Origin of the sequence: Bacillus sp. 166amftsu, from assembly GCF_900107445.1 — a bacterium.
In the GTDB taxonomy this organism is placed as follows: Bacteria; Bacillota; Bacilli; order Bacillales; family Bacillaceae_G; genus Bacillus_A; species Bacillus_A arachidis.
Window position 1 is genome coordinate 83,504 of record NZ_FNQA01000006.1, and the last position, 16,343, is coordinate 99,846.

16 protein-coding genes and 1 pseudogene are annotated in these 16,343 nt (G+C 34.4%); 10 read left to right on the plus strand and 7 right to left on the minus strand.

The annotated features are described in order from the left end of the window. Positions 1-74 precede the first annotated feature (74 nt). Both argH and BLV40_RS16375 read left to right on the plus strand, forming a co-directional pair. Positions 75-1,583, plus strand: coding sequence for an argininosuccinate lyase (gene argH, locus BLV40_RS16370; protein WP_090691839.1), 1,509 nt, complete (start codon positions 75-77; stop codon positions 1,581-1,583). A gap of 66 nt (positions 1,584-1,649) precedes the next feature. Further along, entirely contained in the window at positions 1,650-2,483 is an 834-nt protein-coding gene (locus tag BLV40_RS16375; RefSeq protein ID WP_090691842.1) for a GNAT family N-acetyltransferase, read from the plus strand. 38 nt (positions 2,484-2,521) lie between these two features. Here the strand turns inward: BLV40_RS16375 and BLV40_RS16380 are convergent, their stop codons facing one another. Beyond that, entirely contained in the window at positions 2,522-3,274 is a 753-nt protein-coding gene (locus BLV40_RS16380; RefSeq protein WP_090691845.1) for a (S)-benzoin forming benzil reductase, read from the minus strand. Positions 3,275-3,446: 172 nt separating this feature from the next. Continuing rightward, positions 3,447-4,154 (minus strand): iron-sulfur cluster repair di-iron protein, encoded by a 708-nt coding sequence (ric, locus tag BLV40_RS16385; protein WP_090691848.1) that lies wholly within the window; start codon positions 4,152-4,154, stop codon positions 3,447-3,449. A 215-nt stretch (positions 4,155-4,369) separates the two neighbouring features. On the opposite strand from ric, the pseudogene BLV40_RS16390 reads away from it, so the two are divergent. The 5 genes and pseudogenes from BLV40_RS16390 to BLV40_RS16410 all read left to right on the plus strand — a co-directional run bounded on the left by BLV40_RS16390 (position 4,370) and on the right by BLV40_RS16410 (position 7,524). Further along, a pseudogene (locus BLV40_RS16390) lies at positions 4,370-4,709 on the plus strand (ASCH domain-containing protein). Beyond that, positions 4,706-5,122, plus strand: coding sequence for an NUDIX hydrolase (locus BLV40_RS16395; protein ID WP_090691852.1), 417 nt, complete (start codon positions 4,706-4,708; stop codon positions 5,120-5,122). The pseudogene BLV40_RS16390 and the gene BLV40_RS16395 overlap by 4 nt, the downstream one beginning before the upstream one ends. 70 nt (positions 5,123-5,192) lie before the next feature. After that, positions 5,193-5,810, plus strand: a complete 618-nt coding sequence (locus tag BLV40_RS16400) for an acetate uptake transporter (protein WP_026591584.1) — start codon at positions 5,193-5,195, stop codon at positions 5,808-5,810. A gap of 417 nt (positions 5,811-6,227) precedes the next feature. Continuing rightward, positions 6,228-6,428: a cold shock-like protein CspB gene (cspB, locus tag BLV40_RS16405; protein ID WP_003198964.1), complete on the plus strand. Its 201-nt coding sequence runs from the start codon at positions 6,228-6,230 to the stop codon at positions 6,426-6,428. Between the two features lie 262 nt (positions 6,429-6,690). After that, positions 6,691-7,524 (plus strand): exonuclease, encoded by an 834-nt coding sequence (locus tag BLV40_RS16410; protein WP_090691855.1) that lies wholly within the window; start codon positions 6,691-6,693, stop codon positions 7,522-7,524. Between the two features lie 342 nt (positions 7,525-7,866). On the opposite strand, the gene BLV40_RS16415 is transcribed toward BLV40_RS16410, so the two are convergent. Continuing rightward, positions 7,867-8,946 (minus strand): DUF3900 domain-containing protein, encoded by a 1,080-nt coding sequence (locus BLV40_RS16415; protein ID WP_026591582.1) that lies wholly within the window; start codon positions 8,944-8,946, stop codon positions 7,867-7,869. Between the two features lie 160 nt (positions 8,947-9,106). Next, a complete protein-coding gene (locus tag BLV40_RS16420) occupies positions 9,107-9,493 on the minus strand; it encodes a hypothetical protein (RefSeq protein ID WP_170833672.1) in 387 nt (128 codons plus the stop codon). Between the two features lie 364 nt (positions 9,494-9,857). Here BLV40_RS16420 and BLV40_RS16425 point away from each other — a divergent pair, with 364 nt between their 5' ends. Beyond that, positions 9,858-10,769, plus strand: a complete 912-nt coding sequence (locus BLV40_RS16425; protein WP_026591580.1) for a VanW family protein — start codon at positions 9,858-9,860, stop codon at positions 10,767-10,769. Between the two features lie 174 nt (positions 10,770-10,943). On the opposite strand, the gene BLV40_RS16430 is transcribed toward BLV40_RS16425, so the two are convergent. The 3 genes from BLV40_RS16430 to BLV40_RS16440 form a co-directional block, all read right to left on the minus strand. Then, positions 10,944-11,396, minus strand: coding sequence for a DinB family protein (locus BLV40_RS16430; protein WP_026591579.1), 453 nt, complete (start codon positions 11,394-11,396; stop codon positions 10,944-10,946). A 34-nt stretch (positions 11,397-11,430) separates the two neighbouring features. Further along, positions 11,431-11,949 (minus strand): GNAT family N-acetyltransferase, encoded by a 519-nt coding sequence (locus BLV40_RS16435; RefSeq protein WP_026591578.1) that lies wholly within the window; start codon positions 11,947-11,949, stop codon positions 11,431-11,433. Positions 11,950-12,425: 476 nt separating this feature from the next. Then, positions 12,426-13,040 (minus strand): TetR/AcrR family transcriptional regulator, encoded by a 615-nt coding sequence (locus BLV40_RS16440; protein WP_026591577.1) that lies wholly within the window; start codon positions 13,038-13,040, stop codon positions 12,426-12,428. Between the two features lie 205 nt (positions 13,041-13,245). Here BLV40_RS16440 and BLV40_RS16445 point away from each other — a divergent pair, with 205 nt between their 5' ends. Beyond that, positions 13,246-14,427 (plus strand): YhgE/Pip domain-containing protein, encoded by a 1,182-nt coding sequence (locus tag BLV40_RS16445; protein ID WP_026591576.1) that lies wholly within the window; start codon positions 13,246-13,248, stop codon positions 14,425-14,427. A 212-nt stretch (positions 14,428-14,639) separates the two neighbouring features. After that, positions 14,640-16,172 (plus strand): cardiolipin synthase, encoded by a 1,533-nt coding sequence (locus BLV40_RS16450; protein WP_090691861.1) that lies wholly within the window; start codon positions 14,640-14,642, stop codon positions 16,170-16,172. The last annotated feature ends 171 nt before the right edge of the window (positions 16,173-16,343 follow it).

Below are 16,343 nucleotides of genomic sequence, written 5' to 3' on the forward strand. Positions count from 1 at the left end.
ACTTCATACAAGCACCTTTTCAGAAGCTCTGGGTATGATGATTAGTAAATAACTGGGCGAAAGGGGAAAAAGTGATGAAACAGGGTAACGAAGAATTTATAAAGAGTGAAGGCGCTAATTTCCCTGGAAAAACCTATGCAAACTGTGTGTTACAGCATGTGTTTCAATTTCAGCGAGATTATTTATTGCAAGAGATGTTTATGATTCATCGGGCTCATATTATCATGCTTGTGGAACAAAAATTAATGAGGCAAGAAGATGCAAAAGTTATTTTAACAGCGTTAGAGAAAGTGGCGCAAATCCCAAAGAGTCAATTATTGTATGAGCAGGAACATGAAGATCTCTTTTTTTTAGTAGAACATTTAATTGAGCAAGAAGCGAATCATAATTTTGTAAGTAATATGCATATCGGCAGGAGTCGAAATGATATGGGAGTCGCGATGTATCGAATGAGTTTGCGCCGCTATTTATTACGGTATATAGAGCATTTTCTTCTTTTACAAGAAAGTATGTTAGAAGTGGCAAACGAACATATAGAAACAATCATGCCGGCTTATACGCACACACAACCCGCGCAACCAACAACATTTGGTCACTATATGTTAGCGATATATGATACGATGCAGCGGGACTTAGAGAGAGTTTGGAACCTATATCATCTTGTCAATCAATCTCCTTTAGGAGCAGCTGCTCTATCTACTACAAGCTTTCCTATAAATAGACAGCAAGTTGCAAAGTTGCTCGGTTTTTCAAGTGTTATTGAAAATTCATATGACGCTATTGCGAGCGCAGATTATTTATTAGAGACAAGTGCGACAATTATGGTGGCAATGACAAATAGCAGTCGATGGCTCCATGACTTCTTACTACTAGCAACAAAAGAATACAATGGGATTACTGTTGCAAGTCCGTATGTACAAATTAGCAGTATAATGCCACAAAAACGGAACCCTGTTTCTATTGAACATGCTCGTGCTCTTGTTAGCGGTGTACTTGGAGAAACCTTCACTGTATTTCAAATGATTCATAATACACCATTTGGAGACATTGTAGATACAGAGGATGATTTGCAACCTTATTTATATGAAGGAATTGAAAAAGCAATTCGTGTATTTTGTATAATGAATGCAGTGATTCAAACAATGAAGGTGGAAGATGAAGTTTTAAGAAATCGATCGTTTAAACATGCGATTACGATAACAGATCTGGCAGAAACATTAACCAAAAATTATAAGATTCCTTTTCGGCGCGCTCATCATGCTGCAAGTTATATTGCCAAAATGTCTATACAGCAACAAAAAGAGTTGTATGAACTAAATTTTTCTGAAATCAATATGTACCTACAAGACAACTTTCATGTAACGCTTTCAGAAAAAGAATGGGATGACATTATATCACCTGAAGCATTTGTTAAAAAACGAACTGTATACGGTGGGCCGAGTAAAACGGAAATGATACGCATGATTCGAAAGAGGAAAGAGGATTTTAAGAAAGAAGAAATTAAATTTGACAAAGAAAAACAACGGATGCTACAAGCTGAAAAAGAAGTGATGGAGAAAGTCTTGAATATTATTGAATCATAAAAGCAGGATTTAGTGAATTAGTCACTAATATTCTATTTAAATATAAATAGAAGGAAGAGATTGTCGATGATTCAATTACAGGTATATAAGGAAGTTTCTTGTTTTAAGGAGGAAGTTACTCCTATTTTAGAAAGGAATGAACAAGAGAATAATTTATTATTAGGTGTGTTACAGTTCACGGAGAATCCGTTGTTTATGGCAGTGGCAAAGCAAAATGAAAAAATTGCTCTCATATTTTTTCAAACCGAGGAGCAGAAAATGATTGTTGCTAAATCCGAAGTTTCGGGGGAGACTATACAGGAAATAGCGAAACAATTAACAAAGGTGTATCCAGATATACCTGGATTGATTGGTGAAAAAAGAGTGGTGAAACAATTAGCGGAAGAGATTGCACAACTAGAACAAAAGAAGCTTTCTATTCGTATGAATCAAGGTGTGTATGAATTAAAAAAAGTAAAGAAAAAATGGGATGCGCATGGTGTTTTCTGTCAAATAAATAGCAGTGAATTACCATCTATTGAAAAGTGGGTGTACCAATTTTGTGAAGACGTTCAATTACCTACTACGGAAGAAAAAGCCAAACAAACTGCAAATACATTAGTAAGTACAAATCGATTGTTTGGGTGGGAAGTGGATGGAAGATTGGTTTCGGTAGCTGCAATTACAAGACCAACTAAGAGTAATATTACAGTAAATTTTGTATATACACCGAAAGACGAACGTAAAAAAGGGTATGCTTCTAATTGTGTAGCTGCTCTTAGTCAACATATGTTAGAAAGAGGCTATAAAACAACTACTTTATATACGGACTTAGCGAATCCGACTTCAAATAAGATTTATCAAGAGATAGGATATGAACTGATAATGGAATCTGTATTAATATTTTTAGAACCGATGTAATGAAGGGCTCGCATACAAGCGAGCCTTTTGCTATGAAACTAATTTTCATCAATCCTAATTATTCCACCTTGCTTAAAATCTTGAGTTTCTAGAAGATGAACAACAGCTTTTGCAACATATTCAGGAGAAAGTAATTTTCCTTCTTCTTTTAAAGCGATAAATCGATCTAAGTTAGTAAAATCTTCTTTTTCTGTTTGGCGAATTTGCTGTTGCATATTTGTATCCACAACACCTGGTGCAAAGGCAATGGTTTTAACAGGATATTCTTTTTCAGCTTCCTCTGTAGCGATGCATTGTGTAAACATGTTCAAACCAGCTTTCGTTGTACAATAAGCACCCCATCCATAGTAAGGTTTTTGTCCAGCACCTGAGGAGATATTGATAACACGTTTGTCGACTTTCCAATTTTTCGTATGTTTCATAAATGATGAAGTAAGAATCATCGGTGCGATTAAATTAATGTGTACATTTGTGATCAAAAGTTCACTCTCAGATTTTTCAATCGGCTTTATTGGTGTAAGTGTACCGGCGTTATTAATCAAATGGATAGAAGAGACGCTTTTTTCTTCGATAGATGAAAAGATTGTTTCGAAATGAGTTTCTAAATGATGTACATCTTGGAGATCGATTGCGTGAAATGTGAAAGAAATACCTTTTTGTTTTGCTTTTTCAAGAAGTTTTTCATTTTGTCCTCTAGAAATACAAATAAGTTGTGTATTTTCCTCTAGTAGTTGTGTAGCGATAGCCTCGCCTAATCCTTGTGAAGTACCTGTTACAATAACATATCTCATAGTATATTGAACTCCTCTCATATGTATAGGGATTTTTTAATTATGTGGTGTACATAATCTATTTATAAAGTATAGAGGATTTTTTTTATAAATGAAGTAATTAGTAGCAGATTATAGTTGGAGTTAAAGAAAAAAATAAGCAGCGGAAAATAATCCTCGCTGCTTATTGGCTTTAGCGGATAGCAAGTAATCGCTTGAATAAAATGTTGTTTTCAAGATGTACGTGTTGGAATAAATCGGATTCAAAATCCTCTAGACGATTATAGACCATGCGATATGTGCGACATGCATGCTCTGGAGGAGTAAAGTCATTTGTAATAATTCGTAATTCTTTTATAAGATCGCCAGCTCCATCATGCTCTTGTTCTAATTCTTCAAGCTTTTCGATTGCCAAAACTAAATTTTCTTGAGTTGGGTTTTGTTCGTATTTTTTGATAAGTGGAAATACAAGAGTTTCTTCTTTGATTATATGTTGTTCCAGTTCTAATTTTAACTCATGGAAAAGTCGGTGAACGGCACTTAAATGAGACCCTGTTTGACCATGTACGCGAAATACTTTTGTTACATATGGACTTAGTTGCGGTAATTCTTCTTGAATATAGCGATGATGTTTTTGGATAATGTGGTCAATTAGTGTTGAAAAATTAACTTCACTCCAGTTTATAGATTCATTATTTTTTGACTGATATAAAGTGTATTGTTCATTCAATATTTTTAAAAGTTCATCAGGGGAAATTTCTTTTGTTTGTGTCGCTGCTTCGATTGTTTTGTCCCCGCCACAACAAAAATCAATGCGATGTTTTTTAAATAAATCACTTGCTTGTGGAAAAGTAGTAACTATTTCACCAACAATAGATGTTTTTGTAAAAGGTATAGTCATATCAAACACTCCTCTGTTCATTTGGATGTTTTTAGCATAATGGTTTAGGAAGGAGGTCGGAGTGATTAGAATCACAAATATATTGGAGAGTTTATGAATGTTTTGTATATGGTGTGATATTTCCTTCACCACAATAGAAAGGGGAGGAGTGTAATGACGGGAAAATCAAAAAACGAAGAAGGGTTACATGATATAATGAAGCAGGGGGATGAAGAGTGCAACATAAAATGGGGCTATATGATGAGCCGTTTCAATCTATTCAATCTGGAAAAAAGGTATTTGAAGTACGTTTATATGACAAAAAAGCCAGAATATACAAAAGATGATGAAATCGAATTTATAAATTTAACAACAAAAGAAACAATTCGTGTAAAGGTAACGGAATTGAAATGTTATAAAACATTTCAAGAAATGTATAAGGATATTAATAAAGAGTTGATGGACTGTGCAAATTGGAGTTTAGAAGAGATGCTAACAAGTACATATGAACTATATACAAAAGAACAAGAGCAAAAATGGGGGACAGTTGCGATTGAGGTTGAGGTCATAGCGTGATTCGAAATCGAGGTGCAGCTCTCATTATACAGAAGGAACAAATCGTTTTAATAAAACGTATTCGAAACAATGAAGTGTATTTTGTATTTCCAGGTGGGGGAATTGAAGAAAATGAAACACCTAAAGAAGCGACAATACGTGAGGTTTATGAAGAGCTGGGCGTGCACGTTGAAATTCAAAAGCTTGTTACGAAGTATGAGTATAAAGATACGCAGTATTTTTATGAAGCCCGTATCATTGGAGGTCTTTTTGGTTCAGGAAAAGGTGAAGAATTTACAAGGATTGATAGAGGCCAATATATTCCGGTTTGGATCCCTATAAAAGAGCTATTACATCTAAATATCAAGCCGTATGAAGTAGCGGAAATGATCGTGCATCGCTACAAAAGTATGAAGTCTGACGACATACAATAAAAACCATTGACATGGCCTTCTGAATTCAGTATTGTATTCAAGTATGTGTTCAAAATCAGGAGGTTTTTTTATGAGTAATCAAACTACACATCATGTAAAAATGACAACAGCGGATCCATCTGGAATTGGTCTATTTGGATTAGCAATGGTAACACTTGTAGCATCATCACAAAAATTAGGATTAACGGATGGTGTTGCATTTGTATTGCCATGGGCAATCTTTTTAGGAGGATTTGCACAACTTTTTGCTTGCGTTCACGATGCAAAGCATAATAATACGTTCGGTACAACTGCATTTGGTGCATATGGTCTGTTTTGGCTAGGCGTTGGAACGTCTTGGTTAATTCAATTAGGTGTATTCGGTGAAAAATTAGCACAAGCTGTAGATCCAAAACAACTTGGAGTAGCCTTCATTGGATATTTAATCTTTACGATTTTTATGACAATTGGAGCAATGGAAACACATAAAGTATTATTTATGATTTTTGTACTTATTGATTTCTTATTTATTGGTCTTTCATTTAGTACTTTAGGTGTTATGCCACATGCTATGCATAGCTTAGCAGCGTATTCTGAACTATGTATTTCATTACTATCTTTCTATGGTTCAGCAGCTGCTGTATTAAATACACATTTCGGAAAAGTTGTATTACCAGTAGGAAAGCCATTTGGCATTTTTAAAAAATAAGAAAAAAGCACGAATGACAAGAATAGTCAGTCGTGCTTTTTTTATACAAATAGAGAGAAGGGTTAATTATGGTGTGTGGATCAATCAAAGGACATGGCCAGCGAATTGTTAATGAAAGGGAAAATTATGTTGTAGCAGGGGCTGGAAAATCGAAAGTGATGCACTGGGAGAAAAGCATTGTGTAAGATCTACAAAAAAAATAGGGAATTCAGCTTTACTTTTATTATATTGATATGATATAGTAATTATAAACCATTTTACTTTTAATAATATAGAGATTTAAATGAGCTGTAACTTCAGAGGAGGATAGCAATGTTAAATCTCCTCTGAGGTTGCAGTTTTTTAATGTCCTTATTATTTTGTAAAGTGGTCGAAAATGAATATGTACATATAGGTACATTGTAGGAGGATTTTTTCATGCAAAACGGTAAAGTAAAATGGTTTAACTCAGAAAAAGGTTTCGGATTCATCGAAGTTGAAGGCGGAGAAGACGTATTCGTTCATTTCTCAGCTATCCAAGGCGAAGGATTCAAAACTTTAGAAGAAGGTCAAGAAGTTACTTTCGAAGTAGAACAAGGTAACCGTGGACCACAAGCTACTAACGTAGTTAAGAAGTAATTGAATTAAAAGGAGAAGGGATTTCCCTTCTTCTTTTTTTTGTTGGATTTAATCCATTTTATCCTGTAGTATATATCATTGAAAATAATTTGACGAAGATAAAGAAAAAACATGGATTGAAGTTTTATAAAAATTTTTGGGTGTTTTTGTCTTAAAATTCAAAAAATAACCTGTAATCTTTTTTAGAAATTTTGTTTTTTGTACTGGTACAGTGGGGACTATATAGTTAAAACTATAATTAGACAAGGAAGAGGTATGTGACTTGAATGAACCTAAATATTATATTGTATTTGATGTTGAGAGGAATTTTCGGCCTTATAAATCGGAAGATCCATTGGAAGTGGTTGATATTGGAGCAATTAAGGTAGAAGCAAGTACAATGCGTATTATTGAGAGATTTTCTTCACTTGTTAAACCGATAGCACCTCTGACTCGTCATACAACAAAATTAACGGGAATTACAAAGAAAGATTTAAAAGGGGTAGAAAAGTTTCCAAAGGTAATGGAGCGGTTTCTTCAATTTGCTGGAGGTGACTATATGTTTATAACATGGGGGAAGGAGGACTATAGATTTCTTGCGCAAGATTGTAAACTACATAATATAGAATGCCCTAATATAGAGAATGAAAGGAAATTTGATTTGCAAAAATTTGTATTTCAAGCATATGAGCAATTATTTATACATATACCAAGTTTGAAATTTGCGGTGGAGCAATTCGCATTAGAATGGGAAGGCAAACAGCACCGTGCCTTTGCAGACGCTAAGAACACCGTAAATATCTTTCTTAAAGTATCAAAGGAAAAGGATATTTATAAGCGATATAAAAGAAATGAGGAGCTCGTACTTGCTAAGAACGGTGTATTGACCGAAAAAGCAAAAAAGAAAATGAAAAGATGGGTATTTAAAGAATTAAAGAAAAAAGAGCATGTTCAATTTAATTGGGAGGATTTTTATAATAGCAAGACATGGGAACATATAATGGAACGGTATTATATTCATGATGATACAATCTTGCTTTTACAGGAATATTTTACTGTTGCTGTACAGAAAGGAAACCAGCAATTACGCGTATTAGAAGAAATGAATGATGTATAGTCAAAAGTTAGGGCGGCTGTTGGAAATAATTTTTATAAGGCGTATCCTTTTACCTAGATTTCTTTAATTAGTAGAAAAAGGAGTATATGTATACAAGTTTTCCAAAATCTAATTTGTGAAATTGTAGTATTTTTTGAGGTGAATGAAATAATTATTCTTATTAATAAGTGGGCTTTTAAATTTTATTTTTGGTTATCTCACTTTGAGCTCGTCTTCATACATCATCTTTCTAAGTTGGTGATTTTTCTAATCGGAGGTTTTAATACTGTAGTAACGCGGTGATAGAAATGTGAGTGGAAATAATCGAGCACTATAAATTAGCGCTCGATCAAAATGTAACTTTTAATATTGATTGGGGTTGGAAGCTTTTTTCTCAATCCTTTCAATCACATCCTGCAACTCATCTGGCTTCAAAAATTCAATAGGAGAGAATCCCTTCTCAAATGTAAGTGTATCCGCTTCAATCATGAGTACATACCTATCGTTTACCTTCGCAATATGGATCTGATCCCCGAAATCTGCAAGTAAGGCCTTCACAGAAATATGATCTGCTTTTACTTTCAGTTCAACCTCAGGGGCATGCTCGACGATTTGCGCTGTGGCTTCCAGTACTTCTTCCGTTGAAAACTGTTCCATAATTTCACGCTTCGGACTTGCAGCCCATACTTCCATTGCTTGGTCAAATTGCTCGCGTTCTTCTGTGCCTTCTTCAAATACATCTTCGATTTGGTCATATACCATATCCATAACTTGTGTTTTCATAATTTCAGGCATGGAACGTTCGTATTCTACGAATTTTAAGAAATCCTCAAAGTAGCGGGCGTGTGATGCTTGGTGTATTTTTAGTTCGCCTACTTCTACCATGCCTTCTTCCGGCATATATGGGTATTGAATGGATTTCATATTTTTTGTTGTAATTGCCATTTCCACGTTATGAATAAGTGTTGCTTCATCAGAAATGGAAGCAACTTTTGGCTCGAAGTCACACTTCATAACGAATACGAACGGGTCGTCAAAGTATTTACGTAATTTTGCCTGAGCAACTAAAAATACACCACCACGTACTGCGCTTGTATCGATATATGTATAAACGAGAGGTTCGCTCATATCTTTGAAATTCTCTTTCGTTTCTGCAAATCGGATACGATTAAATAAATTATAATGAGGATTGGAATCGAATTCGTGCCCAGCTTCTACAATAAATCGACCGATCTTTGTTGGGGCTTGTTCGGTTTTTGCATGGCGTTCTACTTTTCGTTTAGATATTTTTAATAATTCACCATCTAAGAATTCTTTTAAAGGGCTATCTTCATATTCTTCAGCATCTAACGTTTGGAAATGCTTATATCGCTTATCCGCTTGTTCACCTTTTCCTTCTACTTGTACGACATAGAAAGAAAGGAAATTTATTTCAAAATCCATATTTATCACCTTGTTTCATTTCATTGACTCTTATCAGTATAGAGATGGAGAAAACTTTCGTCAATTTAATAAGAGAAAACGAATATTGGAGAACTACTACCTATTAATTGGGGCTATAGGGAAGGAGCCTCCTTCCCTATAGTTTTCTTTATTTTATTAATTAGAATCCATCTTCAAGTGCTGAAAATGGAATATTTAGTCGGTTCTCTACAGTACGTAAACGTTGATTTAATCGATTAAGTCTACGTGTATGGCGTTCTACTGTGTTTTGAAGTTGATTTACTTGACGATTTAATTGATTTACGCGTTGCTCTAGCTCATTTACTCGTCTTTCTAACTGACGGCCACCAGTACCTGGGAATGAAATTGGAATTTGAAATTGTCTGTTTGGATCATATGGATCAATTTGTTCAGTTTGTTCTATATATGGTTGATATTGCGTTTGTCCGTCATATTGACCTTGATAATGATAAGGGGTGTAGGGGACATATGAAGTGTAGGGGTACATAAATATCCTCCGTTCTCTAAATTTGGTTGAATTCATCATAATGTATGTGTAAGAGCGGATGGGTGGCACGGCAAATACCTATTTTGAATGAGATCCTTCATAAGACATATTGAAAAGGATTTTTATGAATTATTATTGATTATGAAAAAATTCTTACATATTAATTTGTTAAAATTGTTTTTGAATTGTCATTTGGTATATACTGGTTAAATAAGAGAGGGTTACAATCTTACAAACTTAAGTTTTTCAAGTAAATATTTGTAGACATTTCTTAAAGAAAAGAGTAATTTTAATATAGTGGAAATCAAATTGTAATATTTTAGAGTCATATTGCAAAAAACATGTAATCATACATACATAAATTTGAAAACAAAGAGTAATAGCAAAAAAAGGAGAGAGTGTATTGTTACGTAAGGTACAAAGTATAGTAATAGGGGCACTATGTGTAAGTATAGTGAGTGGATGTGGTACAAAAGTAAGTGAAGTTTCATTAGTGAGTGGTATAGGAGAGCATACTGTAGAAGCTAAGACTGGAGTCAGTGACAGTGTGAGTTTAGTTGATCCTAGAAGTGGGAAAGAAATAAAAAATGTGAATCTAGCAAACTTAGGTTATTTTGAAGATGAAAATAAATTTAAAAAAGAAGTAACGAAGGTTGCTAAGGAAGTTGGAAAAAGCATTGATCAAAAGATGGTTCCTTCACGTATGGCAAGCAATGGAACATGGCAGGAAGGTAAGCCTTCTTATGAATTAATGGAAAAAGAACTAGTAGACAAATTAATGAATGTAGGTATGTGGGATGCCTCATATCAATTGCCGATTGTTGAGAAAAAACCAGTAGCGACACCGGCCGATGCAAGTGGTAATGGTGCAGTTTTAGGGAGATATGAAACAAATTTAGGTGGTTCTACTGGTGGTAGAATTGAAAATATTCGTTTGTCTGCAAATAGCATTAGTGGAGTTGTATTAGGAAAAGGAGATCGCTTCTCTTTTAATGCCCTGATTGGCGATACAACACCAGACAAAGGGTATCAGTTAGGAAAAGAAATTGTTGATGGAAAATTAGTAGATGGTTATGGCGGTGGTGTATGCCAAACGTCTTCTACTTTATTTAATGCAGCAGATCAAGCTGGATTAAAGATGGTGGAGAGAACAACGCATTCCAAAGAAGTAGGATATGTTCCAAAAGGCCGAGATGCTACAATTGCCTATCCATATTTAGATTTAGTATTTGAAAATACAAATGATGTACCTGTGAAGCTTTATATGAGTATAGAAGGTGGAAAGCTTATTGCTGAGGTACGTGCAGCAAGATAAGAAGTGTATTCTTGTTTCGTGCTTGATTGATAAAGGTTGCCTATTCGTAAGGGATGAAAACATTTTCATTAATAGAAGAGCGAGCTAAGCCATTCTTTCTAGTATTTTTCTAGAAAGAGTGGCTTTTTGTATACAATTAGAAAGCAATTGAGTAGGATAAGGGTGAAATGAGATTTATTTTTTATGTTTTTTAAATATCTGATTAAGATGATGGTTCATATGATCAATATAATCTGTAACAAGCCATTCTAAAGTTACTTCCTGTTGGTCTTCTAACTTACATGTTAGTTGCCATTGTTCATTCTTTACATTGTTTAGTAATCTTATAATTTGTATGTTATTAGCTTCCCATAATTTTAGAATTTCATTTGATGAAAAAGACTGTTGATAATTATGTGTATGCACCCATAAATCTTGGTTATAGCCAGTGAGTGTAATAGCTTCCTTTGAAGTAAGAATATCAACAAAGCGTTTATGATTTACCGTACCGGAATCGCAAAGATGACCTAATATTTCTTTTTTAGACCATTTTGTTAGATTAAATTTTATGTCCATATCAGAAAGAAGTATCATTTTTTGCGAAGCAGTATGAATTATATTTTCTAATTGGGTTGCCAATGTAGACATGTGAACTCCTCCTTTGTCCTTAATAACTGGATGTTTACAGCTCAATCCAATACCTTCTTACAACATTACCGTCTTCTTCCATAAAGTCACTATCACGAAATCCTCTGTTATGCAAAATTGTTTTTTCTGAAGCGGTATTATTTTCATCGCAAACAACAAGCACTTTTGTAACACCTAATTCTTTTATTTTTTCTAACGATAAAGCTAACAATTTTGTAGCGTATCCTTTTTGTCTTGCTGAAGGGCGGATGCCATAACCAATATGTCCACCAGCATTGAATAAATGCTCTGTTAAACGGTGACGAATATTAACAACACCAACAATTTCTTTATCTTGTGTAACAAGCCAATAAGTAGAGTCAGGTACCCAGCCTTTACGGAGGTTTTTTCCTTCCGCTGCATCGAGTAACTCTTGAACCATGGCAGGTAAGTTAGAAGGATCTTTTGCAATAACCCAAGGAATCATTGTTTCACCACTATTTTTCCATTCTTGATAAAATTCTAAGTATTCTTTTTGTAAGTCAATTGTGGGTTGTACTAAGTAGACATCCATTATTATTAGACTCCTTTTATGTATTTTTTGAAATATTAAAATAATCTTAACATAATTTGGATGATAGAGAAATAAAGTACTTGCAGATATTGATGTTTCTGAATAAGAGGTGATAGATTGAAATGTTCAAAGGGTATTCATTGTTTCAATGAACATGTACATGGAGGTTTGCAAAATCGATAATTCGTATATGCAAAATTTATCTGTAATATTTCACCATGTTCATAATGTTGTAGAAAGACATGAATTCCTAAACTGAAAATTTATGAATAAACTTTTTGATCGTGAGACAAGAAACTCTAAACTCTTTTAAATTATGGTGATAGGGTGGCTTGTCTACTGTGAGAACACAAGGATTTGAAACATGAAAAGACTACAAAGCTTTCTTAAAAAAGCGCTTTGCAGTCTTATAATTTCTTATTTTATTTAATATAAACAGACAAATAAAATAAGGAGAAAAATGATGAAACGAAACTCTAGCCCTCATTAAATAAAGTAAAACCAATTGCACACAAGGGTCCTTTAGTCAAAAGCTTCACTAATTGTTGTGCAGTATATTTTGGTGAATATTTCATGTCATTTTGAAGCCACCAAATTGCCATCCCAACAACAGAGGAAGTGATGAAATGCAATACCATATCCTTTGGAATATCTAAATCATGTTCTTCAATTTTAAGCTCAATGAAATTTTGTTCAAGGTTATCCATAATAGTCCGCTGCATTTGTAGGTTAAAATCATAAATGCCATGAGGACCAAGCATGGTTTTATAAAAGTCTGCATGTTTTACCATACATTCAAATATGGATTGTAAAATTTCCTCGAATTTCGAAAGATCTATTTGATCTCCCTGTACATGGGCATATAGGACCATCTTACTTGTCAACTCTCCTAGTACCCCCTCACTAAGCTTTGTTAACAAATCTTGTTTATCCTTGTAATGCGAGTAAAATGTTGCCCGATTGATGAGTGCCTCATTTGTGATGTCTTGAATGGTAATAGCATCGTATCCCTTTTCTGCTATCAGTTTGATAAAAGCATCATATATAAATTTCTTTGTCCGAATAATCCGAAGATCCGCTTTTTTCAACATCTTATACCTCCTTGTTCGTTATTGCTGTTATAAACAACAGATTCTACCCTGTTGTTTCTTATCTTACATTTATGTCCTAAATGTAAATTGCATTGTGTAGCAAAAACGATATAATTTCATTATAAACAACATGAATTCATTATAAACTACATATTGTTCGTTATCTATCTTTTTGTTAGACGAATGCTAGGAGGAATAATTTAAAATGCTTACAGTAAAGCAATTTTTCAAACAAAAGATGGTTCTAGGTGGCTTGTTAGGTATTATGGCTGCTGTTATCATCGCTAGTTTTGCTTTTATGGGATCAACTGTTAATCCTGTTCCAAAAGACTTGCCGGTTGCCTTAGTAATACAGGATACAGGTGTGAACTTACAAGGACAAGGAAGTGTAAATATAGGAGATAAAATAAAAGAGCAAATTCTGCAAAATAAGCAAAGCACAGTTAAATGGACGTTCTTACAAACGAAAAAAGATGTATTGCAAGGGATGAAGGATAAGAAGTATTACGCTGCCATTGTGTTTCCACCAGAAATATCCCAGCAACTTGTATCGCTGACCACACCTAAGGGAAAACAAACTGAGGTACAAGTCTTGGTGAATCAAGGAATGAACTATAATGCCGCAATGGTTTCGAGCCAAATGATTGATAAGTTCATTGGAGGGATCAACGAAAATATCCGTAATACCTTGCTTGATCAGCTTTCACAAAAAAATATGACACTAACAACTGAACAGGCAAAGTTATTGGCAAGCCCATTTATTGTTAAAACGGAGTTGATTCATCCAGTTCAAGCACATACAGGTAATGGAAATATTCCTATAATGCTGACACAAATCTTATGGATTACTACTCTTATCAGTTCCTTAGTCTTATTTATAGCTGTCCAAAAGTTTACAAACGGACGTGTTACAGGAAAATCAGTCTTATCACAGATCCTTGCAGGTTCTGTTTTCGTGACAGTAATTGCAAGTTTAATCCTTTTCATTGCTCATACCATACTCGAGGTAAACATACCGAACCAAGGAGAAATTTTCTTATTGTTCCTTTTCTTTGGCTTCATGTTCTTCCTTTTGCAAAGTGCAGTACTCAACTGGATTGGGCGTGTCGGGGTACCAATATTAATGGTATTCTTCTTCTTTTCTATGCCAATCTTATCACTGGCACACGAATTTCTTCCGGATGTGACAAAACACTGGTTGTATTCTTGGACTCCTTTTAAGTACAGTGTAGAAGCATTTCGTAGCAGCTTCTTCTTTGGCGGGTACAGGATAGGCTCATATGTTCAAGTGATGGGGCTTCTTGGACTTGTATCTCTTATAATTATGGTACTGTCTGTATTCAAAAAAGATAAACAAAAAGGTTCTATATCTACTGTGTCAGTATAGAGGAAGTAAATCCATAGTCAAAAAGATACAAGGGAAATTCCTTGTATCTCTTTGGCTTTCATGAGCTCGAATTTATTAAGTCATTACATTTTATGTGAATGATATGACGGACTAGAGCAGCACCCCTGTGATTTAACACTAATAGAAATGTTAGATTACAGCTTCCATATACGAATCCTATATTTAAGACAGAATGGGTGAATTTTATCAAGATGAAAAATCCTATCGTTCAATTATTATTTGTGTTTACACTTGTCTCTATCGTGCTCTTTCTGTTAGATACATCCATTATCTCACTATACAACTTTGTCCGCGTACTATGGTATATCGCAATAGTAGGAATTTCCTTCATTATTTTTATCGAAAACCGTTCCCCACAAAGTACTTTAGCATGGTTTTTGGTATTAGCACTTTTTCCGATTGGTGGAGTACTTTTGTACTGTCTTTTTGGCCGGAGCCGCTGGAGAAGAAAAAAACATCTACGTCGTTCAGAGGAGAAAAGAAAATTATTCCGTGAGATTTTAGAAGAAAAACGCCTAGATCTATCATTCACTTCCTCATTAAGTGAGCGCTCTGCTCGTTTAACACAGGTTGTACAAAAATTCGGTGGCGGTCCTGTTGCCAATAATACCACAACAAAACTCTTAACAAATGGGGATCAAACATTTACAAACATTATACAAGCTATTGAAAATGCTACACATCATATACATATTCAATACTATATTTATCGAGCAGATGAAATTGGTACAAAAATTCGCGATGCATTAATAAAGAAAGCAAAATCTGGTGTAATTGTACGCTTTCTTTATGATGGGATTGGAAGCAATTCATTACGAAAGCGCTTCTTACAACCCATGAAAGATGCAGGAATTGAGGTTATGGCATTTGATCCTGTTCTTTCGGCATGGCGTCCACTTGAAACAGTAAATTATCGTAACCATCGTAAAATTGTCATTGTAGACGGAGAGATTGGTTTTACAGGTGGGCTCAACGTTGGCGATGAGTATCTTGGTCGTTCTAAAAAATTCCCAATTTGGCGTGACAGCCACTTACGAATAGAAGGAAAAGCATTGTACAAATTACAAGCAATATTCCTTGAGGATTGGCTCTATGCCTCTAGTGATTTAAATACTTATTCTTGGAATCAATTTATGAATACAAAATACTTTCCAGGTAAAGAAAAGTCTCATGCAGAAGGTGCTGTTCAAATTGTAGCAGGTGGGCCGAGTTCAGATGATACAAACATTCGTAATACTTTACTTGCTGTTATAGGTTCTGCTAAGAAATCAATTTGGATTGCAACACCCTACTTCATCCCGGATAAAGAAATATTAACATTACTACGTTTAAGTGCAATGGCTGGAATAGATGTCCGTATTCTATATCCAGGTAAGAGAGATAGAATCATTAGTGATCAAGCATCTCAATCATACTTCACACCTATTCTAAAAGCCGGTGCTTCAATTTACAGCTATAAAGATGGGTTTATGCACGCTAAAATTGTACTTGTAGATAATGAAATTGCAACAATTGGCACAGCAAATATGGATGTCCGTAGCTTTGAACTAAATTATGAAATCATTAGCGTACTTTATGAATCTAAGACAGTTCTTGATATTAAGCATGATTTTGAAAAGGACTTTAATTATTCAACTGAAATTCGATGGGAATCGTTTCAGAAACGTAGTATTCAAAAACGAATAATGGAATCCCTAATGCGTCTAATTTCTCCTTTATTATAATTCTGAAAAAAGTAATCTAAACAAACTGGATTACTTTTTTCTTTTTGATAAAAGCATCATATATAAATTTCTTTGTCCGAATAATCCGCAGATCCGCTTTTTCAACATCTTATATCTCCTTGTTCGTTATTGTCATTATAAACAACAGATTTCATCTTTTTGTTTCTTACC